The 23,411-nt window shown below is 31.8% G+C and carries 20 protein-coding genes; 4 read left to right on the top strand and 16 right to left on the bottom strand.

Going from position 1 to position 23,411, the window contains the following annotated elements:
* Nucleotides 1-817 precede the first annotated feature (817 nt).
* A complete protein-coding gene (locus Q0983_RS14625; RefSeq protein ID WP_366141010.1) occupies nucleotides 818-1,861 on the top strand; it encodes an MBOAT family O-acyltransferase in 1,044 nt (347 codons plus the stop codon).
* A gap of 63 nt (nucleotides 1,862-1,924) precedes the next feature.
* Nucleotides 1,925-2,830, top strand: coding sequence for a hypothetical protein (locus Q0983_RS14620; RefSeq protein WP_299554832.1), 906 nt, complete (start codon nucleotides 1,925-1,927; stop codon nucleotides 2,828-2,830).
* 22 nt (nucleotides 2,831-2,852) lie between these two features.
* Here Q0983_RS14620 and Q0983_RS14615 read toward each other — a convergent pair whose 3' ends face one another.
* The 9 genes from Q0983_RS14615 to Q0983_RS14575 form a co-directional block, all read right to left on the bottom strand.
* Nucleotides 2,853-3,809 (bottom strand): hypothetical protein, encoded by a 957-nt coding sequence (locus Q0983_RS14615; protein WP_299554829.1) that lies wholly within the window; start codon nucleotides 3,807-3,809, stop codon nucleotides 2,853-2,855.
* 13 nt (nucleotides 3,810-3,822) lie between these two features.
* Nucleotides 3,823-4,872, bottom strand: coding sequence for a hypothetical protein (locus Q0983_RS14610; RefSeq protein WP_299554826.1), 1,050 nt, complete (start codon nucleotides 4,870-4,872; stop codon nucleotides 3,823-3,825).
* A 2-nt stretch (nucleotides 4,873-4,874) separates the two neighbouring features.
* The gene (locus Q0983_RS14605; protein WP_299554823.1) at nucleotides 4,875-5,387 is read right to left on the bottom strand and encodes a hypothetical protein; all 513 of its coding nucleotides are present in this window, start codon (nucleotides 5,385-5,387) and stop codon (nucleotides 4,875-4,877) included.
* A gap of 25 nt (nucleotides 5,388-5,412) precedes the next feature.
* Entirely contained in the window at nucleotides 5,413-6,234 is an 822-nt protein-coding gene (locus tag Q0983_RS14600; RefSeq protein ID WP_299554820.1) for a cupin-like domain-containing protein, read from the bottom strand.
* 88 nt (nucleotides 6,235-6,322) lie between these two features.
* The gene (locus tag Q0983_RS14595; RefSeq protein ID WP_299554817.1) at nucleotides 6,323-7,489 is read right to left on the bottom strand and encodes a GNAT family N-acetyltransferase; all 1,167 of its coding nucleotides are present in this window, start codon (nucleotides 7,487-7,489) and stop codon (nucleotides 6,323-6,325) included.
* Between the two features lie 12 nt (nucleotides 7,490-7,501).
* The gene (locus Q0983_RS14590) at nucleotides 7,502-8,686 is read right to left on the bottom strand and encodes a GNAT family N-acetyltransferase (RefSeq protein ID WP_299554814.1); all 1,185 of its coding nucleotides are present in this window, start codon (nucleotides 8,684-8,686) and stop codon (nucleotides 7,502-7,504) included.
* 1 nt (nucleotide 8,687) lies between these two features.
* Nucleotides 8,688-9,833, bottom strand: a complete 1,146-nt coding sequence (locus Q0983_RS14585) for a GNAT family N-acetyltransferase (RefSeq protein ID WP_299554811.1) — start codon at nucleotides 9,831-9,833, stop codon at nucleotides 8,688-8,690.
* Complete coding sequence (locus Q0983_RS14580) at nucleotides 9,820-10,968, bottom strand: GNAT family N-acetyltransferase (RefSeq protein WP_299554808.1); 1,149 nt, start codon at nucleotides 10,966-10,968, stop codon at nucleotides 9,820-9,822. Before Q0983_RS14580 ends, Q0983_RS14585 begins: the two co-directional genes overlap by 14 nt.
* A gap of 13 nt (nucleotides 10,969-10,981) precedes the next feature.
* Nucleotides 10,982-12,253, bottom strand: coding sequence for a GNAT family N-acetyltransferase (locus tag Q0983_RS14575; protein ID WP_299554805.1), 1,272 nt, complete (start codon nucleotides 12,251-12,253; stop codon nucleotides 10,982-10,984).
* Between the two features lie 214 nt (nucleotides 12,254-12,467).
* On the opposite strand from Q0983_RS14575, the gene Q0983_RS14570 reads away from it, so the two are divergent.
* Nucleotides 12,468-13,334 (top strand): cupin-like domain-containing protein, encoded by an 867-nt coding sequence (locus tag Q0983_RS14570; RefSeq protein ID WP_299554802.1) that lies wholly within the window; start codon nucleotides 12,468-12,470, stop codon nucleotides 13,332-13,334.
* A gap of 48 nt (nucleotides 13,335-13,382) precedes the next feature.
* On the opposite strand, the gene Q0983_RS14565 is transcribed toward Q0983_RS14570, so the two are convergent.
* The 6 genes from Q0983_RS14565 to Q0983_RS14540 all read right to left on the bottom strand — a co-directional run bounded on the left by Q0983_RS14565 (nucleotide 13,383) and on the right by Q0983_RS14540 (nucleotide 20,016).
* A complete protein-coding gene (locus tag Q0983_RS14565) occupies nucleotides 13,383-14,639 on the bottom strand; it encodes a GNAT family N-acetyltransferase (RefSeq protein WP_299554799.1) in 1,257 nt (418 codons plus the stop codon).
* A 2-nt stretch (nucleotides 14,640-14,641) separates the two neighbouring features.
* Nucleotides 14,642-16,711 carry an ATP-grasp domain-containing protein gene (locus Q0983_RS14560; RefSeq protein WP_299554796.1) on the bottom strand — a complete coding sequence of 690 codons (2,070 nt, stop codon included), beginning with the start codon at nucleotides 16,709-16,711 and terminating at the stop codon, nucleotides 14,642-14,644.
* A 32-nt stretch (nucleotides 16,712-16,743) separates the two neighbouring features.
* Nucleotides 16,744-17,286, bottom strand: a complete 543-nt coding sequence (locus tag Q0983_RS14555; RefSeq protein WP_299554793.1) for a GNAT family protein — start codon at nucleotides 17,284-17,286, stop codon at nucleotides 16,744-16,746.
* Nucleotides 17,270-17,902 carry a sugar transferase gene (locus Q0983_RS14550; RefSeq protein ID WP_299554790.1) on the bottom strand — a complete coding sequence of 211 codons (633 nt, stop codon included), beginning with the start codon at nucleotides 17,900-17,902 and terminating at the stop codon, nucleotides 17,270-17,272. The genes Q0983_RS14555 and Q0983_RS14550 overlap by 17 nt, the downstream gene beginning before the upstream one ends.
* Nucleotides 17,903-17,928: 26 nt before the next feature.
* The gene (locus Q0983_RS14545; protein ID WP_299554787.1) at nucleotides 17,929-18,801 is read right to left on the bottom strand and encodes a pyridoxal-phosphate dependent enzyme; all 873 of its coding nucleotides are present in this window, start codon (nucleotides 18,799-18,801) and stop codon (nucleotides 17,929-17,931) included.
* A 63-nt stretch (nucleotides 18,802-18,864) separates the two neighbouring features.
* Nucleotides 18,865-20,016 carry a glycosyltransferase family 4 protein gene (locus Q0983_RS14540; RefSeq protein ID WP_299554784.1) on the bottom strand — a complete coding sequence of 384 codons (1,152 nt, stop codon included), beginning with the start codon at nucleotides 20,014-20,016 and terminating at the stop codon, nucleotides 18,865-18,867.
* A gap of 501 nt (nucleotides 20,017-20,517) precedes the next feature.
* On the opposite strand from Q0983_RS14540, the gene Q0983_RS14535 reads away from it, so the two are divergent.
* Entirely contained in the window at nucleotides 20,518-22,515 is a 1,998-nt protein-coding gene (locus Q0983_RS14535; RefSeq protein WP_299554781.1) for a right-handed parallel beta-helix repeat-containing protein, read from the top strand.
* Nucleotides 22,516-22,595: 80 nt separating this feature from the next.
* Here Q0983_RS14535 and Q0983_RS14530 read toward each other — a convergent pair whose 3' ends face one another.
* The gene (locus tag Q0983_RS14530) at nucleotides 22,596-23,399 is read right to left on the bottom strand and encodes a hypothetical protein (RefSeq protein WP_299554778.1); all 804 of its coding nucleotides are present in this window, start codon (nucleotides 23,397-23,399) and stop codon (nucleotides 22,596-22,598) included.
* Nucleotides 23,400-23,411: the final 12 nt, after the last annotated feature.

The following is a 23,411-nucleotide window of genomic DNA, read 5'->3' as shown; positions in this document are numbered from 1 at the left end:
TTATATTTTTAGAGGTATTGCAGTAATTTATGGATCTAAATTTAATTACCCGATTCATGGGAGCCAATAAGAGTAACCCTATAATTGTTCGGGTTTTTTCTTACTAATCAGATAATTTTGCCTTTAATGCGTATGGGTTTTGCCTATAATAGATTATTATGGTAATTCAAGGAATAATTTTTGTCAAAACTGTAAGCATTCTCATTTTTATACCACTAAAGAGCCATTTGGTTGAGGAGCATCTTGTGTGATTCATTGTGAAATACAAATCCACAAAATTTAAAAATTAACGACAATATAGTGGAATGCCCCATTAAGATTTTAGCTTTGTTAGGTGAACAGATGAAGGGATTATAGCAAGTATTAAAGAACTGAATGTAAATAAAATAAGATCTAGACAACTCTAAATATGGTATTTAATTCCCTTGATTTTTTTATATTTCTTCCAATAGTATTTGTTTTTTATTGGTTTGTCTTTAAAAAAAGTGCAAAATCTCAAAATGTCTTAATCCTTATTGCCAGTTACTTTTTTTATGGTTGTTGGGATTGGAGATTCCTTTCTTTAATCTTTTTAAGTACTCTAGTTGATTTTTTTGTTGGACAGAGGATTTATTCTAATGAGAAAAAATCAACTCGGAAATTATGGCTTTGGGTAAGTGTTATTTTTAATGTAGGCTTATTAGGCTTTTTTAAGTATTATAATTTCTTTGTCGATTCCTGGATTGATATGGTTTCTGTCTTGGGGTATGACATTAAGAGTACCTGGACATTGAGGATTATTTTGCCGGTGGGTATTTCGTTTTATACTTTTCAAACCATGTCTTACTCGTTTGATATATATTATAAACGACTACAGCCAACCAAAGATTTTTTATCATTTGCTACTTTTGTTAGCTTTTTTCCTCAATTGGTTGCCGGTCCTATTGAACGGGCTTCTAATCTGCTTTCCCAAATTTTAAATAAAAGAAGTTTTAGCTACGAACAATCTGTGAGTGGATTGAAATTAATTTTATGGGGGCTATTTAAAAAGGTTGTTATTGCAGATGCTTTGGCTCCTATGGTTGATGATATTTTTGCTAATTATTCAACCTATCCGGCTTCAACACTTATTTTAGGAGTTACATTGTTTAGTTTTCAAGTTTATGGAGATTTTAGCGGATATTCGGATATAGCTATTGGTACGGCAAAATTATTTGGTATTGAACTAATGTCTAACTTTAAATTTCCAGTTTTCTCGCGAAATGTGGCTGAATATTGGCAACGATGGCATGTATCACTTTCAACATGGTTTAGACATTATGTTTATATACCTTTAGGTGGATCCCGAGTTAGCAAACTAAAATCAGTACGAAATATTATCATAATATTTTTGGTTAGTGGGTTTTGGCATGGTGCTAACTGGACTTTTATTTTCTGGGGCGCATTTCATGCACTAGCATTTATTCCTGTTTTTTTAATGGGAAGAAATACCATTTATAAGAATAGTGTGGTAGGGGAGAACTCTATATTTCCTTCATTTATTGAAATTGGTCAAATGCTGCTTACGTTTGGTATAGTTACATTTTCAAGGATATTTTTTAGATCAGAATCTATCACAGATGCTTTTGGCTTTATTAGCAACATGATTAATAATTTTTCATTTGAAACTTATTATCATCCCATGGGCTATAGAATGATAGATTATTATTTGCTTTTGGTATTATTTGTGTTATACGAATATAGAATGCGAAAAGACCCGCGTGCTCCTTTTAAATTCAAGTCTAAAGGGGTAAGATTTGTTGCTTATACTATAATTATCCTATTGATGATGCTTTTCTATGATGATGGTGTGGATCGATCATTTATCTATTTCCAATTTTAATATGTCAAATTGAAGAAGTTCTTCTTAAATATCATCATATATTTTTTTCTAATTGTACTAGCATTGGAAATTTTAGTACGCATGTTTCATTTATATAACGATGTTCCCTTACTGTTGTTTATTGATGAATATGATATACAAAAAACTGAACCGGGACAAAGAGGATTTTCTGTAACAGGTAACAGAAGACAAAACTTTGCAGAGTTTAATATAAATAGTTTTGGTTATAACTCTTATAGAGAATTTACTCCTTCAGCAGATAAAATTGAGGTAGCACTAATTGGAGATTCTTATATTGAAGGCTTTAATCAGCATTATTACGACTCAACCGGCAAAAAAATTGAAGTTATCCTAAATAACGAAGTAGAGGTTTATGAATATGGAAGAGGAGGATATGATATGGCGGATCAGCTTCACATAATAAATTCTTATAAAGAACAATTTGAACTCATAGACTACATATTTATTTATATGAAGTTTAAGAATGATTTAAGAAGAACTAAAATAAAACCGGATCATGATTTAGTAAACTTAAAACATACGTTCAAATTTCAAATTAAGAGGTATATAAGGGTGCTCAAATATGCTAATGCCATTGGACTTTTTGATGGTTTTAGAGATATAAGAAGCAGACTAACTCAAGGAAACCATAATTATAAGGCTCCTGAAGTTGACAAGAAAAAACTAGAGCTTAAATATATGGAAAACTTTAAAAGTTTAGTTAAGACTTATGGATTTGATAAAGAAAAAACTATTTTTTTGTTTGACAAAAGAAAGACTAATAAACTCTTTTTAGATCATTGTGATGAAATGGGATACAAATATTTAGACTTTGGTGAATCTTTTGAAAAAGCTACCAGACCCACAGATTTAATATATGACAGACATTGGAACAATTTAGGAAGAACGCTGGTAGCAACAGTAATAGCCAATTATGTTAAAGAGCAAGAAGCGTTAAAGGGTAAATAATTTGAAGGGATTGCTATTGAAATTATTGAATTGATAAATGATTTCGAATATATTTTGCCAGAACTTCAGCTATTAAATTCCTGCCATGATTATTCCAATGCTGATCATAAATAAGTGTTGTAGGCGTTTTGGAATTGTCTAAAGTTGGTCCGTAATCCACATACTTATATCCATTAGAATTGCAATAGTCCAGAAACAGGGGACTTGTTTTTTTACCATCTAACAAGAATGTTGTTTTGGTTTTATCAATATTATATGTTTTTACAAGTGTTTTAAAATTGTCCAAATACTTTTTGGTGTCTTCTTCAGAAGCGTGATCATCAATATATTCCCGATGTACTCTTTGAGTACCCAGAATTCTATCCTTTAAGTTTCTAAACGGACGCAAAACACCGATGCCTTTTGCATAAGCAATTAGTTTAATATTATCCTGTAGTCTAAAGCTTAATGAATTCTGTAGATCAACCCTATAATGATTTGGTTCATAAGTGCCTCTTTCAAGATCCATATAAAATTTTAAATAAATAATAACATGATCAATTAGCTCAAATTGTTCTTTATAAGCAGATATTAAATGCACCTGGTCAGCAAAGTCATATCCGGAGTAACCATATTCATAGACCTGGACTTTTTCTTCCAGTAGGTTCTCAATTTTTCTTCCCGTAGAGTTATAATAGTTTTGGTGAAACCCTTCAATAAACGAATCGCCAATTAAAGCAACCTCAATACCATCGGCAGTGGGCTCAAATTCACGATAAGAATTAAACCCGGATTTATTGATATAGTATTCGGCAAAATTCATTCGCCGGTTTCCGGTTACGTAATACCCGTTTTGATTAGGTGCATTTACTTCAACATTTTTATCGTCTATAATATAGGGAGGGTACTGTTGGTATAGATGAAAAGCCCGAACCATTAATTCTAAAGCTAACAGAATCAAAACACTGTAAATAATAGACTTGACAATTAATTTTTTCATTGTACTTAATTAGTTAGTTCGACCTAACCCTGATCAATTTTAATTTTTTCTGTTGCGCTATGCCAATAACAGTATCAAAAATTAGTTTCCAGTCTATTAAAAATAAACAAATTAATCTATACTGCCTAAACGATATACCCATAAGTTCGCCAATTGATAGATGAAACAGAATTGCTGTAATCAAGAACATGTTTCTATATCTGGAATTAATGAAGACAATGAAAGCCAATAGTTCAAATAATAAACTACCAATAGATAAAAGTGCAACCAGGAACCCGTTATTAGCAACATAGTCTGCCATGGCATTTTTGCTTTTAACAGTTTGATAATTACCATAGGTGTGGGCAACAAAACCAAAAGGATCCTTCCATTTTTTATTAGAAGGCATAGTGGCATCTCCAATAACCAATTGCGCCTCACCTTGCTTTGCATAGTTATCCGTACGTTCTTTTAAATAGAAACTTAACGTAGAACCATCCATCCATTTTAATCCGCCATATCGGATTTTTGACAGACCTGCTGTAAAATAGGTTACTGCTACTAAAGCTAATACCAGGTTAAACCCCCATTTTGGAGTGGGATTATAGGAAAATAGGTTTTTTCTTTTCCTAATAAAAGTCACTAAGATATTATCTACGGATAATTTCATTGATCCCGGTACCAGGGCTAAGGCAAAAAGTACCTGGGCAGGTAGCGAAGTGTGGTGGTCAAAAATACCATAACCTTCTCCTATACCAAAAAGCAAATATGAATAACCTGCCAGAATCAACAAATTTAGCCTTCCTAATAAACCAATACTTGAGCATAATATGACAATAATTAGGAAGTATTTGAAAAAAATGAATTGACTATAATCTAAATTAAAAACAAAGTCTGGTAACATTTCCAGAAACCAGGTTTTGCCATTAATATAGCTTGAATTAAACTCTAAATAAAACTCATAACTTGAACTCCCATAAACCTTTTTACCTATAAAAACCGGCAGAGTAATCCTAATAAGGCTTAAGGGATAGCTAAGGACGTATCTAATTAATTGTATTAGTTTATTTGTTAAAGCTACCACTATTATTTATTTTTAGGCTTATAGACTGACACATAACTGCTGTTAGAACTTATAAAACTCCCTAAGATTTTATAATCCATTAAAACGTTTCTGTTCTGATCAACAGACTTAACTGAAATGTCAATTCTGTCGAAAGTCATTTGGTGTTCTTTTTTAAGGAACGCTGTATAGTCCTCAAAAAAGGCATTCATTCTTTGGTTGAAGGCCTCGGGGCTTTCGGTTAATTTGTGTGTGAAAGGAGAGATAGCCTCTGCAGAACCATACACTTTACTAAAAAAGTGCCTTATAAAGCAATCCTCAGGCTTGTTATAATAATTAGATAGATCCGTTTTGATCCCCTTCCTGACACCTTCAAATTTAAATATATACAAATTGGTATTGTTGTCAATATAATGACCAAACATAGGAGCACAAGTAAACGGAAAGCTTTCAATACCAAACGCCACAACGAATAGGTTGGGAGCCAGAACAACAAAAACAATAAGATGTTTATACCACTTTTTCAGGAGGTTCATTTTGTCTTGGATTTAGGGGGATGGTTTAATTACAGCAGAAGCAATTTTTAGATTTATAATAGCCTCTACGATGCAGATAATCTATTGCTTTTATACTGAACATTTCAAATTTTGAAAAACCGAAATCGCTAATACTAATTGATGTATCAAGAGATTGCACATAATGCCACCATTTTGACGGTACATGAAGTACATCGCCGGGTTCCAAAATGACCTTAATAAACTCAACATCGTTTAACTTTGGAAAGTCCTCCGGAATAATGTCGTTGATATTTACCTTACTGGCAACAGCACCATTTATATATTTGCTGCTGGGATACATTTTACTGTTGAATTTGGTAGAGGCCAAAATAAACATCTTTCGTCCTTTGACCTGAGCATACATATTTTTTCCGGTATCGGCATGAAAACCCGAAATTGTTCCTGCGGGACCTATCCACGCGGTAACATCATTAACTGCATTAAGGCCTTCAAATATGGAAAAATCGATATCCTCTTTAAGGTGAGGATAAGTTTTAAAGATATCTAAGGTTGTCAGGTAGTCTTTGAAATTATCTTTGTTAATCTCAGCATCTTTTAGTTTCTGTATATAATCTTTAAACGAAGATTTTTTATATCGGTTATCATCCTGAATAAAATTACCGGATAACAGATCGATATCTTTATCAGATTCCAGATTTAACAAGAAATCAAAATCCCATTTCTTGGTGGCTCCCCAATCTTTGGCAAAACCTCTTAAAACTACAGGCTTTTTGTTAAAATATTTAGATTTAAAGATCTTGGGATCAATATCGTTAAGTTCTTCAATGGCTTTACTACGCTCTAATATGTCGTTTAAAATATCCATTTAAGCAAGGTTTTAAATTTGGACTATAAATATCCTGTAAATTTTCTTTTTAAGATATTAAAATCGATAAATCGTAAGTTTTTAGGTTTTAGGTGTTTTGAATACTGATTTTTTGATTGGCATTTTTTCCAATTATAACGTATTCATTATCAGATTCATTCTTGAATAGGTTGATGTTCGAAATATGTTCCTTCTGTTTAAAAAGGAAATCAAATAAGGGCCTTTTAAGCATACATCCTTCTTCGGAATTCATATCCACAGGGGTTAATTGTTTCAATTGGCTTAAATCTATATTGTCTATTGTAGAATAGGTTGATAGTCTTAATTGCGCCTTTTTTCCCCGAACCAAGGATTTTAATTGCTTCACTTTTTTATCCACCCTATATTTTTTTAAGACATTTTTAAAGGCTATGATGTTATACTCAATTTTAGCCAAAACACCTACTTTAAAAATATTTTTCGGATAGACAATATGATGATCAAACTTGTAAATTAAAGTGCTCCAACGCCGTTTGTATTCCAAATCACCATAGGCCATATCTAACAGATTATAGTCATTATCAAGAGCCCACTCCAATAGTTTATATATAGAAATATTACCGAGGGCAAATTTGGTGTAATCTAAATCAAACGAGGGGATTGACACAAAAAAAAGTTTGTCGAAATGGTGGTTAACACATATATGAATAGGGGTGTTATCACTGTAAATAACAAACAGGGACGCTTTTTTAGAATTAATTAAATCGTAAGTGCTATCGAGATAAAAAGGCCAGTTTTCCAGTATATCATTCTTTTCATTACGTTGCTTAAATCGAGTTACCAGCATGTCGTGTAGCATCAACATGTATTTTTGATAATCATCTGAAGTAATACTGCCATAGTACATTTTGTACTGAATATTAAAGCAGCTTTCCAATCTGTTTACAAACCGGTTAATATTTTGCTTGAAGCTTTTGCTGTATTGGTCCTTTAAAAAACTCTGAATATCAGTTTTCTCATTAATAACCACAGCATATCCGTTAATCTTACTTTGAGGTATTTTAAGGATGTTTAGTTCAGGTTCGTTCTTAAAAGCAGGAGATAAGTAAGAAGGAAATAACTTTACAGAAACAGCTTTATTTTTGCTGAATTCTACTTCTTCGTTTCGTTCAAAACTTAAACATCTTGCAGAGGTATTTAGTTCTAGTTTGCTGTAAAGACTAAGTACTTTATGCCTTTCGGTGAGCGTATTATAGAAATCAAGTTTATCTACCATTCCAATTCATATTTAATGCTCAAGCGTTATTTGTCCGGCATTGTTCCGCCCTTTGATCAAAAAATGGCTTTCAGAAAGTTTGTAGACACCAATATACTCCAAAGATTCTTTTGACAGAAATACAAAATCGACAATCCATTTTCTTATGTGATTAGTGTCAGCATGGAAAAAATCTAACTTAACGGACTTTTCCGGGACTTTAGTATCAGGCGGTATTTTCTCTAGTTTGAATTGTTGTGCTACTGCATAGACTGGTGGTTTCCTTCCCTGGATTTTGTTTTTAATTGTTTTGAACACCAGGTCGAACTTGATAACTTTTAAGAAGTTTTTAAACTTCATTTTTACTATTTGGATATATGCGATTATATAGGCCGGGAGTGATTTTTTTTTATAAACAAAATGATAGTCGTATTGATAGATGGCATTACACCAGATAGATTTATATTCCATCTCTCCGTTACCCATATCTAGTATGCTATAATTGTTAGCAATGCACCATTCCAATATTTTATAAACTATGGTATTACCCAGGCCAAATTTGGCATAATCGATATCATAGGCAATAATGTGCCCTATTAAAATAGCTTTAATGCTAAAATTGAGCGATATGCCAATAACGGTATCATTGGCATACATTACATAAAGCATTGCTTCTTTATTGCGAATCCTTTGATACGTTTCCGAAACATAATTATCCCAGTTTTCCAAAGCCTCATTTCTGTCGTTTCTTTGGGCAAATCTGCGTTCCAACAGTCGCTTTAATTCCGGTATAACATTGTTGAATGTTTCTTTAGATAAATTCTTTCCAAAATAGAATTCGCTCCGAATTTTAAAACATAATTCCAACCTCTTAATTTTTCTTTTTATTGGAGATCTGGAACTGGGTTTAATGTTATTGGTTAAATAGGTTTCAATGCTATCGGTCCCTGTGATATTGATTCCAAAACCGTCTAATTTGGATTGCTCCAGCTTTTTGAGTTTATAATCATCAGATATTTTTGTAGGATTAATGTATTTAGGGAACAATTTGTTGTAATATACCAGGCTTTCTTTTTCCTGACTATTTTTTTCCGGTTTTTCGTAAAAAGGCTTATTATTATGGGTATAATCTATAGACTCATAGATAGGAGGAATGGCATTTTTAAGAAAAAAAGAACCATAAAAATCTAAAGTAAATAACCCGTTACGTCTGTTCATATCAAAATTTAATCTCTATGGCCTTTTTTTCTCCTTTAATTACAAATAAATTTTCATGTACTTTAAATGCGGAAACCTTGTCTAAATGTTCTTCATAGGTATAAACAAAATCTACTACCATTCTTCTGGTAAGTTTGCCGGACTCATAATTGTTAAGACAATTTAAGCTCTTAGTTTTACGGACTGCTTCATCAAGGCTGATAGCCTCTGTTGTGTAAGCAACTGGCTTGTCATTAGGACTTCTTTTTTTTAACCTGGAAGCGGCTTCATCAAGTTTTAGCTTTTTTATCCTATTTTTAATATGGATTTTAAGGGCTTCAAAATTGGCCACGAGCCTGGCCGAAATCATGCCTTTCTTATAATAGATTTGATACTCTAAATTATAGTCAAAATTGCACCATTTGTTTTTGTAACTTGCGCTTCCCAGGCCTAGATCTAAAAAATATACCTTGTTGTCTATACTCCAATTCAGTAGCATATAATTATCGATATGCCCTAAACCGAACTTACTGAAATCTGTATCATAAGCATGACATTCACTAAGAAAAATATCATTATTAACATGCCTGTTAATAGATATGCTAATAGGATCATCATTATGGTAGACAACAAATAAAGACGATCTTTTTTGTTCAATTAATTGCTTAAGATTTTCTGTGTTTATATCCCATTCGTCCATAAAAACACTGTTCGTGTCTTTTTCCTTAAACCTGACATTCAGCATTGTATATAGGTGACTTAGAATAAGCTTTAATTTCTCTTCAGAAATACTACCATAATTATATTCGTATCTAATATTTAAACAGGTTTCAAGCCTTCTTAGAGAGCGTCTAAACCCCTTTAAAAACGACTTCTTAATATGTTCATTTTTATAACTATCGTAAGTGTAGTCTTTATTAAGTAAAATCCCTAAGCCATCCATACCATAATGGGGAACCTTGATAAGTTTATACGCTTCTTTGGTCAATTCAGCCCGGAAAAAATTGGGGAACAGGCTAATATAGTTTACAGCATCCAATTGATTCCTGGAACGCTTGTTTGAAAAGGTCTTATCATTAAAATAGAGATTAGCATAGCAATCAGGGATAATGCCCTGGCTTCTTTTAAAATAATTCCATAAAAATTGATAACGTTTAATTTGAGGCATTTTCAAATGTTATTTTTGAGTTAATCTTACTGCCTTCAATGATGAAGCTATTGGTATCACTAAGAATCGAATAGGCTTTTACCTTGTCGACAAATTCAGAATTACTATATAAAAAGTCGTAGATCGGCTTTTTTAACGACGGATTTTCAAAGCTTTTAAAATCTATTGGGCGGACATCTTCCGGAAGCTCATCAATAGGGCTCAGGGTATACTCAGTCTCTACTTTCGTTTCCTTTTTACCTTTTAAAAAACCTAAAAGGCTATTATATCTGTTATTTAGTTTCTTTGCTATTAAATAGTTAATCGTCTTAAATTTCAAGAGGTTCCAAAAACAGACTGTCTTGGAAATAAAATTGTTCTTTTTTGAGATGATCAGTGTCTTGAACTGATAGGTTAGATTACTCCACCGTCTCTTGTAATCAAAATCTCCATAACCCATATCGAACAAAATAATATCATTATTGAAACACCATTCCAATTGCATGAATATCTCAATATTTCCAAGACTAAATTTTCCATAATCGAGGTCGTACGAAGAAATAGAACTATACATCATGTTTCCCAGATGAAAATTAAGCGATATCTCTATAGGTTCATTTTCGTTGTAAATTACAAATAATGAGGCTTTTTTGTTCAAAATATTAGCATAAGCAAAACCATGATAGTAGTCCCATTCCTCCAAAACACGATTTCTTCCTTCACGTTGGGAAAACCGCTGTTCTATCATATCAATAAGGCGTTCCATTAATAGATTATAGGTAGTTTTATCTATATCACCATAATACATCTGATAGGAAATATTGAAACATGATTCTAAGCGTTTTACCGATCTTCTTACAACTTTTCTAAAGTTGGGTTTCAGTTGTTTCACAAAACCTTCGAAAGAATCAAAAGGCTTAAGATTAATTGCAAACCCAGGCTTTTGGTAGATAAAACTACTATGGTAACCATCCGGGGTAGTTAACTTCAAATAATCCGGATATAAATTAAAAACGCCAATCTTATCTTGGTACCTATTTAAATTAGGTAAGCTAACATCAGTGGTATTAAAAGCTACTTTCCGAATATGGGTTGGAAGCTCTTGCTCTTCAAAAAGTGCTTTATAAATATTCCTTTTATGTATTAAATAGGACATGTTATAGTTAAAATTACCGTTTTACATTTATTTCTAAAATATTGTTGGCACTTTTAATGTAGTAAGTGTCCTTATTATCCAATGATTGATAAGCTTTAGTGCCATTCTTGTGTACCTTTTGGCGATGTAAATAGTCTAAATATGATTTCTTCAAAAACAGATTTTCATCCGAGGTCATATCTAATTCTTGTGTTCTGTCAAGCTTAATCTTAAAAACCTCATGCTCCATTAATTCAAATGGTGCTTTGTCAGTTTCGATCGATTTTGTCGTTTTATCCAAATCACTACTGGATAACCCCAGACGTTTTAAAATCCAGTTATTTGGATTCTCATAGGAATATCGGTACAGTTTAAATCTGAGTTTTAAATAAACTAATAAGGGAATTGCTATTAAATGACTTAACCAGGAGCCTTTTTTAATTATAACATGGTGCTTTAGTTCGTAAGGGGTATTACTCCAGGTTTTTTTATAATTGGATTCACCCATGCACATATCAAATATGCTATAATTGTTATTGATGTTCCATTCCAATTGTTTGTACAGATCGATAGAGCCTAAACCAAATTTCGAATAGTTAATGTCAAAGCTCGTAAATATATTACAGGTTACACCCTTTAAATGATAATTCAAACATATGTCGATTGGATTCTCGCCATCATAAATCACAAATATGGAAGCTTTTTTCTCTAGGATCAAATCGTAAAACCTTTGTTTTAAATTTTTCCATATACCAAGATGATGATGCCTTTTGTTTACCTGATTAAACCTTTCGGAAGCAAATACCTTAGCCCGATCCATAAGTTTATTGTAAGTTTCAGGAGCGATGTTTCCAAAATAGAATTTATATGAGATATCCAGGCAACTTTCCAACCTGTTAATTGCAGAGCGCATTTGTTTGCGTTTTCTGGAACTGAGTTGATCAATCGTATAGTCGTCAATTGTGTTGTATGATGTAAGATCAATTAAATAACCTTTATCAATCTCCTTCAACCCGAACTTCCTGTAATACTGATTGTTTAGCTCTAGTTTAAAATAAGGTGGTATACGATAAATTCTAACTAAGCCTCGATTCTTGATTGAATCTTCTGCTTTGAAGTTTACAGCCGATTCCCTGTATTGACTCCATTCAATTGAAATATCCCGGTAAATGTCTGGTAAGCTTCTTTTTTGAAAGAAATTTAAGCTATAATGTACAACGTTAACAAGTGTTTTCAATTGCTTTTGGTTAAGGTTTAAGTTAAAGATTTTGGGTTTTACAGCTTCTAAATTAAATATTTTAAGCACGATTATTTTTTTTAATAGACAAAAGGCCAGTAATTCTTGGTAAACGAACAGATTGATGCCCTGAACCAAATAGTATATTAATTTGAGTAATTTTGGCTATTCCCATGATAATGTAATTTAACGTGATAAGCTGTTTTTTTACCGCCTTTTTTTTAAACATATATATATCATATGTATATTGTCGTCAACTATTAATTACCTAACCTATATACTTATGGATATTTTAGATGATATCGTTAAAAGCGCTATTCCTTTAGAGGAAAGCAAGGAATTTGATCACAAATTATTTCATAAAAATTTCATCAAGAAACGAAAACCGGTTTTATTGAAGGGATATGCTAAAAATTGGCCCGCTTTAAAAAAATGGGATTTTGAATTTTTATCAGGTTTAAAACTGGAAGAGAGCGTTCGGGTTGAAGTAGGCAATGTGATTCAAAATGAAATTAATGTAGAACGGTTTGACTTCAGTACTTATTTAAAAAAACTAAAAGATTACGAGGAGAAACCAGAAAGTGAAAGACCCTATCTGTCAATGTTTAATATTTTTGGTCATTTCCCGGAGTTGTTTAAGGATGTTGATTTATCCATTTTATCAGATTATACCAAGTACAATACACCTGGAGGATGGATAGGTCCTGCGGGAACAGTGACTGGATTTCACTGGGATTCAACTGACAATATACTGACTCAGGTTAAAGGACGCAAATTAGTTCTTCTGGTTGCACCAAAGGACAGTTCCAAAATGTACGAGAGTAAAAAGTATGATTATGATGCTCATGGCAGTATGGTTGATATCAATAATTTTGATGAAGCTAAATTTCCAAAGTTTAGAGACGCCGTTGTTTACAAGGTTATACTGGAACCCGGTGATACACTTTATAATCCACGGAAATGGTGGCATTATGTAAAGTCTCTTGATACTTCAATCAGTGTGAGTAACTTTGGGCGCTATAAAAAAGATTTTACGTATTATAAGGAATTTGTGGAATATAGGCTGCATATGCGTGGTTATTATAGAACACAAGATTGTACTTGTCATAAAACAGTGGAGGGTAAGCGAATTTGGTTGGGTAGAAGTTGACCTTAGTTCATTAATTTGGACTATTGATACCTATTGTTTGCTAAAGTTTTATTTATTTACTTCTGATAAAATTACTGAGGCAGTGCTACCTTTAACTAAAAAGGAGCGATTTTTGGAATCAGGAAGTTTATAAATTTTCAGATTTTTATAATGCTCGCTTTTAAGATATAAAAAATCGTATACATACTTTTTTATGAATGCATAATGTTGATCGGAAATATTTATTTCGCTTAATACATTGATGTTAAATTCTTCATTGTTTTCACTTGCTTTAAAACGGGAAAACTTTTGTTTTTTTGGTGTTTTCTTAAGAATAAATGTTAACCGATGCATTTTTTTGTTAATGGCTTTCTCTCTTAAATATTGCTTCAATTTGTAAAGTGATGAAACACCATTAGCAATTAGATTGGCTATAAGGGATTTCGAATTATAAACTATATGGTATTCGAAATCATACTTGGTATCACTCCAACTTTCTTTATAATCAAAATAACCTTTTGAGAAATCAAATATACTGTAGTCTGTATCAAAGGCCCAAACTAGCATGTTATAGAGTGATATTTTACCTAAATGAAATTTGTCGTAGTCTATGTCAAAAACGGTAATTGCGTCAAAAATAACCGTGTCAGAGTAGTAGTTCAATCTTACCGCTATAGGTGTTTCCCCATTGTAAACTACAAATAGGGATGCTTTCTTTTCAAGAATAAGTGGGTAGGCAACATCTTTATAAAAATTCCATTCTTCAGGGTTAAGATTGTTATTTGTTATTCTTTTATCATCAAATCTTTTAACAAGCAAGTTTTTAAAACTATCAAAGATAAAATCATAGTTGGCCTTATCTATCTCGCCATGATAGATTTTATAGGTGATATCGAAACATTGTTCCAGCCTTCTCCTGTATCTGTTGAATTTTTGAATGCTTTTTTTACTAAATGTAGAGGAGAGGTATGACGAAAAATCTTCGTAGTTTTTTAAATTTATGAGATATCCCGGGTATTGCTTAATCCTTTTTTGCCTTAAAGGTGTAGACCAATTGATACGCGGTACATCAAAATAGGAGGCTACATCTAAAATTAAAAATACTTTGTTTTTAATTGTATTTGTTTCTGTTTCTGTTGAATTAATGGTGTAGGCTATTCCTTTGGTTAGGTTCTTTCCCGTATTTATTAAAATGGGCCATAAGCTATACTTAACGAACGAAACATCGTTAAAAATGCCGTAAGTCTCAGAAGGTTTTCTTTTAGCGAAATGTGTTCTCCATACACTTGTAAAAATTCCTGAAGTAAAAGGGTTGTTGATTAGCATGGCTAAGCGTTCTTTTCGTTAAGCCTGTATAGTGGAAAAAAACTGGAGCCTTCGGTAATATTGTTTTGTTTAACCAATTCGTCATACACCTCCTGGTTTATAATAAGTTCCCAAAGTTTGAATTCTCTATAATTACTAGAAAATAATGATTTAAAACGAAACAGAGAATCATTATCCCGTCCTCCTAAACCACCTCCTAGGTTAAAGTATTTGTACCCTTTCTCTGTGGCAATAATTCTCATTTCATCAATTAATAGCTTTGTTGGATTTTTATGTAAAAAAGCTTTCTTAACACCAGATAAATGATATTGGACAATTGAATTTGTGAATACAAATAAACACCCTCCAATTGTTTCTCCTGTTTCATTATCCACAGCCAATAATATTTCAGATTTGAAATCATTGGTAGATAGTAATTTTTGAAAGTACAACGAATTAAAATAATAAAATCTTGTAGCGTTTACGCGATTTAAATTATCATAGTAAATCTCAATGAACTGTTTCAGACCTTCCTGATTACTAGCCTTTTTAATTGAACAAAGCTTTCTTAATCTATTGATGTTCGTTTTTAAACGTTTTTGAATATGTTGTTTCTGAACATCTAAATCCAATTTTAGATCAATATTAACTACTTTTCCCTGATTTACTAAATTTCCTAAATTGATTAAGGTTTTATCCTGCCCTAAAATAAATGGGTTTAATCTTGAAAAAACAGATACAATATTTTTTTCTTTAAAATAGCCTATTAAACTTTTTATAAAGTGTTTATTATTAAAATTACCATTAATTCCTTTATTAATTGGTCCGGCGTACCCATAAACGGAGGTAGCGTCTTTATATTTTGTTCCCGGAATTTCTCTAATAAGTATGGGTAAGGCTATAATAACATCGTTTTCAGTATATTTAAGAATTACCGGTATTTCATTGTCTTTCCTTGCTAGCATGTGATAATCGTAGGTATGATAAAAATCATAACTACCTATTTCTCCTAACAGTTCATCCCATTTTTCTTTTTGGGTTATTTCTTCAATTAAGTTTTTGGTTGAGTCCTCAGGTTTTCCAATTTCTATTAACCTGTCACATTTTGAAAAAATTATCCCTTCTTTATAATTATTAAACTTTGCAAGATTTTCATTTGTTTCTCCTCTCAGCCATCCTAAATATATAGAGGCTAAATTCACTCCTGCCTCATGAGAAAACGGATAACCACCTCCAAACCTTGGATTTATTTCTAATATATGTACATCATCTTTAGTTACAAAGGCATCACAATCCATATTTCCTATATGCTTCAAGGCCTTTCCCAGTTTCTCTCCAAGTTTTTCCAAGCGGGGGTCAATAACTGATATTGCCTTGTCTGTTTCACCAGATCGCATGGATAACTTCTCTCTGGCAAAAGTACCAAAGTACATCCCGTCAAAATCATTCACAACATCTAAACCAAACTCCTTTCCATCAACTTTTTCTTGAATTAAAATTGAATTTTCAATGTCTTCACTGCTAACTAATCCCAATATCGATTTAGTGATTTTTATTTTTTGTAGTTTAAAGGATAGCTCAAGCTCCTCAATCGTTTCAGGGAAATCAATTCCAATGGAAGCACTTCCCCAGCGAGGTTTTAAAACTACAGGAAATTTCAAAGCTCCAGATTTGATCGCTTGTTTAGCCTCTTCAATTTTTGTAAAAGTCTTTGGGGTTTTTAAACCTAAACTGTTAAAATAATTAAAGGTCTTTAACTTGTCAAATCCAATATCTATAACCATTTCATTTGACACAATAACTTTTATGCCTTCCTTTTCAAAAAGTGATTTGTTTTTTGATAGAATTGGCAATTCTAAATCATTTAAAGATATGATGGCAGCAACCGAGTTTGATTTAGCTATTTTCAGGATTGTTTTTAAATATTTTTTCTTATATATATCGGGGACCTCAATAGCTATATCGGCATCAACCAATGCAGGTGCTAAAGTACTTTGGTCTACAGCTATAACCTTTCCATCGCCATTTAAAGCTTCTTTAAAGTAGTTGATTAAATAATTGCGTCTTCCTGCACAAGTAAATAAAATATTCATGATTAATTAAGGTTAGTAGTTTATTTTGAAAATTATGTGAGAATGTAATTTACTTTTTGTTCTTTATAATCTTGATGTTCCCATTCGGATTTTAAAAGGCCATAAAATTTTCTGTCTACAAAACGGTTATTTTTCCATTTATGACTTCTTAGTAATCCTTCTAGCTTAAAACCTAAATTTTCATAAATTTTATAAGCGGCAATATTATCGTCGTTGGTCGACAAGTATATTTTATTTAGGTTGAGTTTTAAAAACCCATAATTTACAATCCACTTTGTTGCTTTTGATCCTATTCCTTTTCCGTGAAAAACAGGGTCCACAAATACATATAATTCTCCCATCCTGTCTGTTAGGCTTATATTTGTGATTCCCCCCATGGCCACAATCTCGTTGTTGTTGTTTAAAAATGTTAAATCTACTCTTACAGCATTATTTTTGTTGTTAAACCATTTAGTAGTTTCTTCTATAGTAGCCGGTAAATTGAAAAACATACTGTTATTAACTAAAGGATTATTAATTAAATTAACACGGGCATTTATATGTTCTTTTGAAAAATATTTAATTAGCATTTTCATTTTGTGATCTGTAATAATCTAAAGTTGTTGTATTGAATTCGCTTGACAAAATTACCACATCTTTTCTCTTTATAACTTTAAGAACAGTTTTGAATAAAATTTTAATATCAAAAATCAGTGATATTTTTTCGGTGTATTGCGCATCCATTTCTAATCTCTCATCCCATGGCAGATTATTTCTGCCATTAACTTGAGAATAGCCTGTTATACCCGGGCGGACAGTATGCCTAAGTTTTTCCCGTTCTGTATAGTAAGGCAAGTATTGAGGTAATAAGGGTCTTGGGCCAACTAAACTCATATCGCCTCTAAAAACATTAATTAGCTGAGGTATTTCATCTAATGATGTTTTTCTTAAAATTTTACCAAACTTTGTGACCCTTTTAATATCCGGTAATAATATACCGTTTTCATCTTTTTTGTCATTCATTGTTTTGAACTTGATTATTTTAAAAAGCTTGTCATTTAATCCGGGTCTAATCTGGTAAAAAAATACCTTTTTGTCATTTGAAAAATAAAGAACTAGGTATATGACCAAGAAAGCAGGGGAAAGGATCAACATTCCTATTATTGAGAGAAAAAAGTCAATTACTCTTTTAAATATGTTCTTGTATAGCATAATGTGTTGTTAAATTTAAAAATATTTTACCTGGCAAGGTAGTTATATATACCCCCTGTATACCAAAATAATATTTTACCTTTAATTGCATTTTGTTCAATATATTTTTTCATTCCATAAAATGTTTTGCCGGTATAGGTTGTGTCCAGAAAAATATTATGGTCGCTTAAGGAATATTTAGAAATGGTATCAATCTCATCATTGTATTTTCCATAGCCACCGCATAAAAATGTATCATTAACTTCAATCTTCCCAATTTTATTTGTAATGTTATATTTTTCACATAATTCTACACAGAATGATTCAACAACTTGTTCTGCTCTACTTTTAGTTCTGCCAACAGAAATACCAATGACTTTAGTTTTTAATTTAAATTTTGCCAGGCCACACAAAAGGCCTGCATGCGTAGAACCTGTACCGTTGGCAATAAAAATATAATCTGGTACATAATCTTCATCAAGTAATTCTTCTATAACATCGATATAAGCTTTAGTGCCTTCAAGAGTATGACCGCCTCCGTATAGATAAAATGGGTTAAAACCCCTAGTTTTATAGCTATCAATAGCACTATCCATATTAAAGGAAATTTCATCCGGTTCGGAAAAAATAATATTAGTAGAAGTGTTTCTAATTATTTTTGCATTTCCCGATTCTGTTAAAAACGCCTCTTCATCACCATGCAAAACAAGCGTGCAGTCTAAATTATATTTATGGCAATAAAGCGCTGTTACCCGGCAATGATTAGATTGTATTCCACCGGTAGTTACTATGGCATTATATTTATTGTCTTCTATTGTTTTGTGAAGAGCCATCATTTTTCTTGCCTTATTTCCACCTGCCAAAAAAGGATAATTGTCATCTCTGAAAATGGCAAATTCACTATGTATTTTTTGAATCATATCTTTTTATTATCTAATGATAGGGTAAAAAGTAATTTCCGCTTAAATTGTTTGTTAAACAATCTATAATGTTTCGTATTCTTTGAGGATTGCTTCCCAAACAAATTGCTGTTCAAATTTTGAAACAATTGTTTTTCTCGATCTTTCACCCATTTGTCTTTGTACTTTTTTAGGTAACATGTACATTGCTTTCATACTATCAAATAGAGCCTTAGTATTTTTTACCGGAATAATTATACCATTTTCATTATTAATAATGATTTCATTACAGCCGTTTATATCCGTTGCTATACATGGCAATTTCATAGCCCCTGCCTGTAATACAACATTAGGAAACCCTTCCCGGTAACTTGGAAACGCTAATGCATTTGATATTGCAAAAAAGGGCCTTATGTCATCTACCCAGCCTGTGGTTATAATATTTTTATGTTGTTTTATTATTTCTAATGTGGTATCACTTAACGGATCTATGGCCGTTTCATACGGCCCTAATAATAAAAGTTTTGTATTATTAAATTCGTCATTAATATTAACGAATGCCCTTATGAGTTCATTAATACCTTTGTCCGTCACCAACCTCCCAGCAAAAACAAATACAAAATCGTTTGGTGCAATTTCTAACTTTTCTTTGAGTTTTAGTTTTTCTGATTCACTAATAAGTTTAGTATCATAGTAGGAGGTATCTATACCGTTTGAACTTCCGTTTCCTATAACTTTTAATTTGGATTTGGTTGTAAATTTGTTTTCCAATATAATTTCTTGTAAGCCATATGAATTAGGGTATATTTTGGTGGCACATGCATAGGTTATTTTTTCTACAAAATTTAACAAAGCACGCTTAAATCCTGTTGCCTCTACTAAAGGCAGTCCTGCAATGGTATGCAATCTGTTTGGAACACCTGCTAATCTTGCGGCCAACATTCCGAGAGTTCCGGCCTTGGGTGTATGCGTATGTACAATAAAGGGTTGTTCTCTTTTAAAAATCCTAAACAGTTTCAAAACGGCTATCAAATCTTTTACAGGAGTAATTTTACGGGTCATCTCAACTGGAATGGTTTTAATAGCCTGCAATATAGCTACTTGGTCCAGAAAACCATCAGATGATGATGAGATGCCTATAACCTTGAAATAATTTGTCATGAACTTGAGCTGTCCATTTAATAACCCTGCCATAGATCTAGGGACAGTTGTTATTCGGATAAGTTTTTTTTGCATAAAAAGGTTAAGCTGTTTTTGTCGTTAGCAAACATAATAAATTTTTACAATCACTTCAGTTATATAGGCTATATGGAACATAAATTCGTTTAACAATTGCTTAAACCATTAATTGCTCAAGGAATAAAATGTATTGCAAATGTTAGATAAAGTATTAATACTTAAGTTACTATTAAGTTTAGTAATTGTAAAAAAAACCTTAACATATTGGTTTTTAACCAATTAGTTATTAAAAGTTATTAACAATTTATTGAATTTTTGTTATTTCAATATATTTTTGACAGCTTTTAAAATTTTATGGGTATGTGCAAATCTAAATTTATTGAATTAGCGTATATATAAATATTTAAAAAAAGCATTTAATCGTAAAAAAACAACTTTTAATCGATCAAGTAGGAAACAGCTTTCGTATTTCATCGAAAAAAAATGTTTTATAGCGATTATGACTAAAAAAAAAATTACTATTGAACAAATTATTGAATGCCCCAAATTATTATTATTATGAAAGAGACAATTAAAGCTACGCTATTTTTTTTACTATTAGGATTCACACTAACCGTCGTATCCTGCAACAATGAAGAGTTATTTGTTGAACCTGTTACTGAAGTAGAAGAAGAGGAAACACCAGTGGAGGAAGAAGAGGAAATTGATACTCCGGATGATACTACAACTTCTGCTGATCCCAGTTTACCCTGTGAATTTTCTTTAAATGATATAGAGCCCAATTCCACCGTCGTTATAGATTGTGTGATGGATTTAGGTGGTGCAACGGTAAACTTACCGGCAAATGTAACTATACTATATGAAGGTGGTGAGATTATTAATGGAACACTTAATTTTTCTGAAGGATCTGTTATAGATGGAGATCTTTTAAATGTTGCATTAACCATAACAGGATCTACCCCTCAATTAAAAGACCCTGCTTTTAATTTTGTTCCAGAGCGTTGGGAGATTGTTCAGGGAGAGACTACCTCGGAGATAGCTCTTAGAAACAGAGACATTCTTGAGTCTATTATGAATGAAATCAAAGAATTAGGAATTACTGAATTCATTATTGATGAAATAGATGCCTATTTTGAAGTAAGCAAAGTAACCAGCGGTACTTCAAATCAAAATTTTTATCCATGGGTTGAAGCTATTAATGTACCTTCTGATTTCAATTTAATAATGACAGACAATACAAATCTTAGAGTGTTTCCAAATAGTAGAGACCGTTATTCGCTAATGTCCGTTTATGATGCTAAAAATGTTACCATTACAGGAGGTAATTTAATTGGAGATCGGGATGAACATGATTATTCAAGTGGAGGCTCGCATGAATGGGGACATGTTATGGAATTAAAAGCAGCTGTGAATACTACTGTTTCTAATGTTCGCATGATGTATGGTGCTGGAGACGGTGTTAAAATATCTTCATTAAATTTTACGTATGATGTTGATTACAGACCTTCAAATAATGTTATTGTACGAGATTGTACATTTGATAGTAATAGAAGAAACAATATTTCTATTACAGGAGGAATGAATATTACAATTGAAAATAATTTGCTTTTGAATGCTGGAGTGGATACACAAAAGTCTTTAGGTACAAATCCAAGATACGGATTAGATGTTGAATCAACAAGAAATTCAGATGGTAATGGAGGATATGTATATCTTGAAAGGGCCGAAAATATTTTAATACGAAATAATACTGAACGAGGAAGTGCACGTGGCGGATTAACGGTTCATATAGGTTTTAATGTAACTATTGACAGCAATATAACAGAAAACAGTATTGGATATTCATATACTGAAGGAACAAAAATAATAAACAACGTTATAACCTCAACCCCTTCTAGTTATAGTACTACTGGAATTGATGGAGGTAAAAGCAGTTCAAAATCTACAAGAAATAATGAAATTTCAGGTAATACTGTAACTGGTTTTAACGTAGGTATTAATGTTAAGAATACAGAGACTCAAGTATTTAACAATACAATACTAAATAATGTTGTTGGAATTGTTCCAATTTCATTGACAAACTCTGATATTTATAATAACACTATTGATAGCGATGTAGATAGCAGTAAGGGTATGGCAATAAATATAACCGAGTTAAATAATGTTACAATAGAAGGAAACAGTATTACTGCCGTGCAAAACTCTATAAAAATTAATAGATGTAATACAGCATCTGAATCAATTAATAACACTGTTCTTATAAAGAATAATGAATTCTATGGTCCAAGATACTCTCAAATTATTGATTCCCATGGTCTTGTTTTTGAAAACAATAAATTTAATCATGGTATTGAACTATACGATTCTAATGATATTACCTTTAATAATAATGAAATTACTACTCCAAACCATGATGGTATATATTTAAGAAGGGTTAATACGGACATTAGTATTTCAAATAATGCAATTGATGTGGCTTCGAATAAAACTTGTATAAGAATTGATTCAACAACAAATAGCAGTGAGATAGCTGACAGCAATAATAATTGTTTTTAATTATTAGGATTTATAATTAGAATAAAAAAGAGATGCTAAATTAATAGCATCTCTTTTTTATTTAAGTTAATTCAGTGTAATTAAAAGATAGAGCTTAAAACACGAATAAATGGAATTTTAATTAGTGGTAGAAAAATAAACACAATTAAATAGAATAATGAGTATTTGGTCAATTGGTTCTTCTTAGTTGTGGACTGGATAAAACCAAGTGTAGTCAGGATTATTGCAAAACCATACACCGTTGCAATAGGGTAGGTAGTCAGTACGAAAGCAATTAAGAAGATATTTCTGTATTTCGATAATAAGAATGAACCTGGAAGACAAAATGATATAGCGATCATACCTTCAATAAAAATGGTCCAATAAGATATCATTAATCCTATTGAGTGAAGGTTTTGAGCTCCATTTAAGGTGAAAACTGTGTTCGGATTTGTCGTACTCATTAGGTTCTCTATATTAGTTTCATTAGCTTTCAAAGCTAACGGATCAACATCTGCAATAAATGAAGTAAAACCGTAAAATCTGGGATCAGCTGTATTCGTGAATTCAAAAAATCTTCCATCCATAAATTCCGGTGCCAGGAATTTTCCAGCTACAGCAAATAAGAAACATAACCCAATAATATATTTAGACTGATGTCTTAAATTTTCAAGGATATCTTCTTCTTTCGATAAAAACAAAATTATGGTCACGGCCAAAATCACATAAGCAAAAATATGTTTATGGTTTGGGACATAGCCCACAAGATCCAGTATTAAATAGGGAATAGCACTAAATAAGGATAATAGTAACCAATAATATTTGTTCAATGTTACTGCCTTAAAAAGTAAACCCGGAACAATAATTACAGGCATTAATATAGATAATACAGCGTTATCTTTCATTAAGATCAGCAA

Origin of the sequence: Seonamhaeicola sp., from assembly GCF_028281565.1 — a bacterium.
In the GTDB taxonomy this organism is placed as follows: Bacteria; Bacteroidota; Bacteroidia; order Flavobacteriales; family Flavobacteriaceae; genus Seonamhaeicola.
The sequence above is the reverse complement of the archived record's forward strand: the minus strand, read 5'-3'. Positions and strand labels throughout refer to the sequence as shown.

Excerpts from the sequence above, each read along its gene's own strand:
- Q0983_RS14625 (WP_366141010.1), top strand. The coding sequence starts at position 818 with ATGTCTTACTCGTTTGATATATATTATAAACGACTACAGCCAACCAAA.
- Q0983_RS14615 (WP_299554829.1), bottom strand. The coding sequence starts at position 3,809 with ATGAAAAAATTAATTGTCAAGTCTATTATTTACAGTGTTTTGATTCTG.
- Q0983_RS14605 (WP_299554823.1), bottom strand. The coding sequence starts at position 5,387 with ATGAACCTCCTGAAAAAGTGGTATAAACATCTTATTGTTTTTGTTGTT.
- Q0983_RS14600 (WP_299554820.1), bottom strand. The coding sequence starts at position 6,234 with ATGGATATTTTAAACGACATATTAGAGCGTAGTAAAGCCATTGAAGAA.
- Q0983_RS14595 (WP_299554817.1), bottom strand. The coding sequence starts at position 7,489 with ATGGTAGATAAACTTGATTTCTATAATACGCTCACCGAAAGGCATAAA.
- Q0983_RS14590 (WP_299554814.1), bottom strand. The coding sequence starts at position 8,686 with ATGAACAGACGTAACGGGTTATTTACTTTAGATTTTTATGGTTCTTTT.
- Q0983_RS14585 (WP_299554811.1), bottom strand. The coding sequence starts at position 9,833 with ATGCCTCAAATTAAACGTTATCAATTTTTATGGAATTATTTTAAAAGA.
- Q0983_RS14580 (WP_299554808.1), bottom strand. The coding sequence starts at position 10,968 with ATGTCCTATTTAATACATAAAAGGAATATTTATAAAGCACTTTTTGAA.
- Q0983_RS14570 (WP_299554802.1), top strand. The coding sequence starts at position 12,468 with ATGGATATTTTAGATGATATCGTTAAAAGCGCTATTCCTTTAGAGGAA.
- Q0983_RS14565 (WP_299554799.1), bottom strand. The coding sequence starts at position 14,639 with ATGCTAATCAACAACCCTTTTACTTCAGGAATTTTTACAAGTGTATGG.
- Q0983_RS14560 (WP_299554796.1), bottom strand. The coding sequence starts at position 16,711 with ATGAATATTTTATTTACTTGTGCAGGAAGACGCAATTATTTAATCAAC.
- Q0983_RS14555 (WP_299554793.1), bottom strand. The coding sequence starts at position 17,286 with ATGAAAATGCTAATTAAATATTTTTCAAAAGAACATATAAATGCCCGT.
- Q0983_RS14550 (WP_299554790.1), bottom strand. The coding sequence starts at position 17,902 with ATGCTATACAAGAACATATTTAAAAGAGTAATTGACTTTTTTCTCTCA.
- Q0983_RS14545 (WP_299554787.1), bottom strand. The coding sequence starts at position 18,801 with ATGATTCAAAAAATACATAGTGAATTTGCCATTTTCAGAGATGACAAT.
- Q0983_RS14540 (WP_299554784.1), bottom strand. The coding sequence starts at position 20,016 with ATGCAAAAAAAACTTATCCGAATAACAACTGTCCCTAGATCTATGGCA.
- Q0983_RS14535 (WP_299554781.1), top strand. The coding sequence starts at position 20,518 with ATGAAAGAGACAATTAAAGCTACGCTATTTTTTTTACTATTAGGATTC.
- Q0983_RS14530 (WP_299554778.1), bottom strand. The coding sequence starts at position 23,399 with ATGAAAGATAACGCTGTATTATCTATATTAATGCCTGTAATTATTGTT.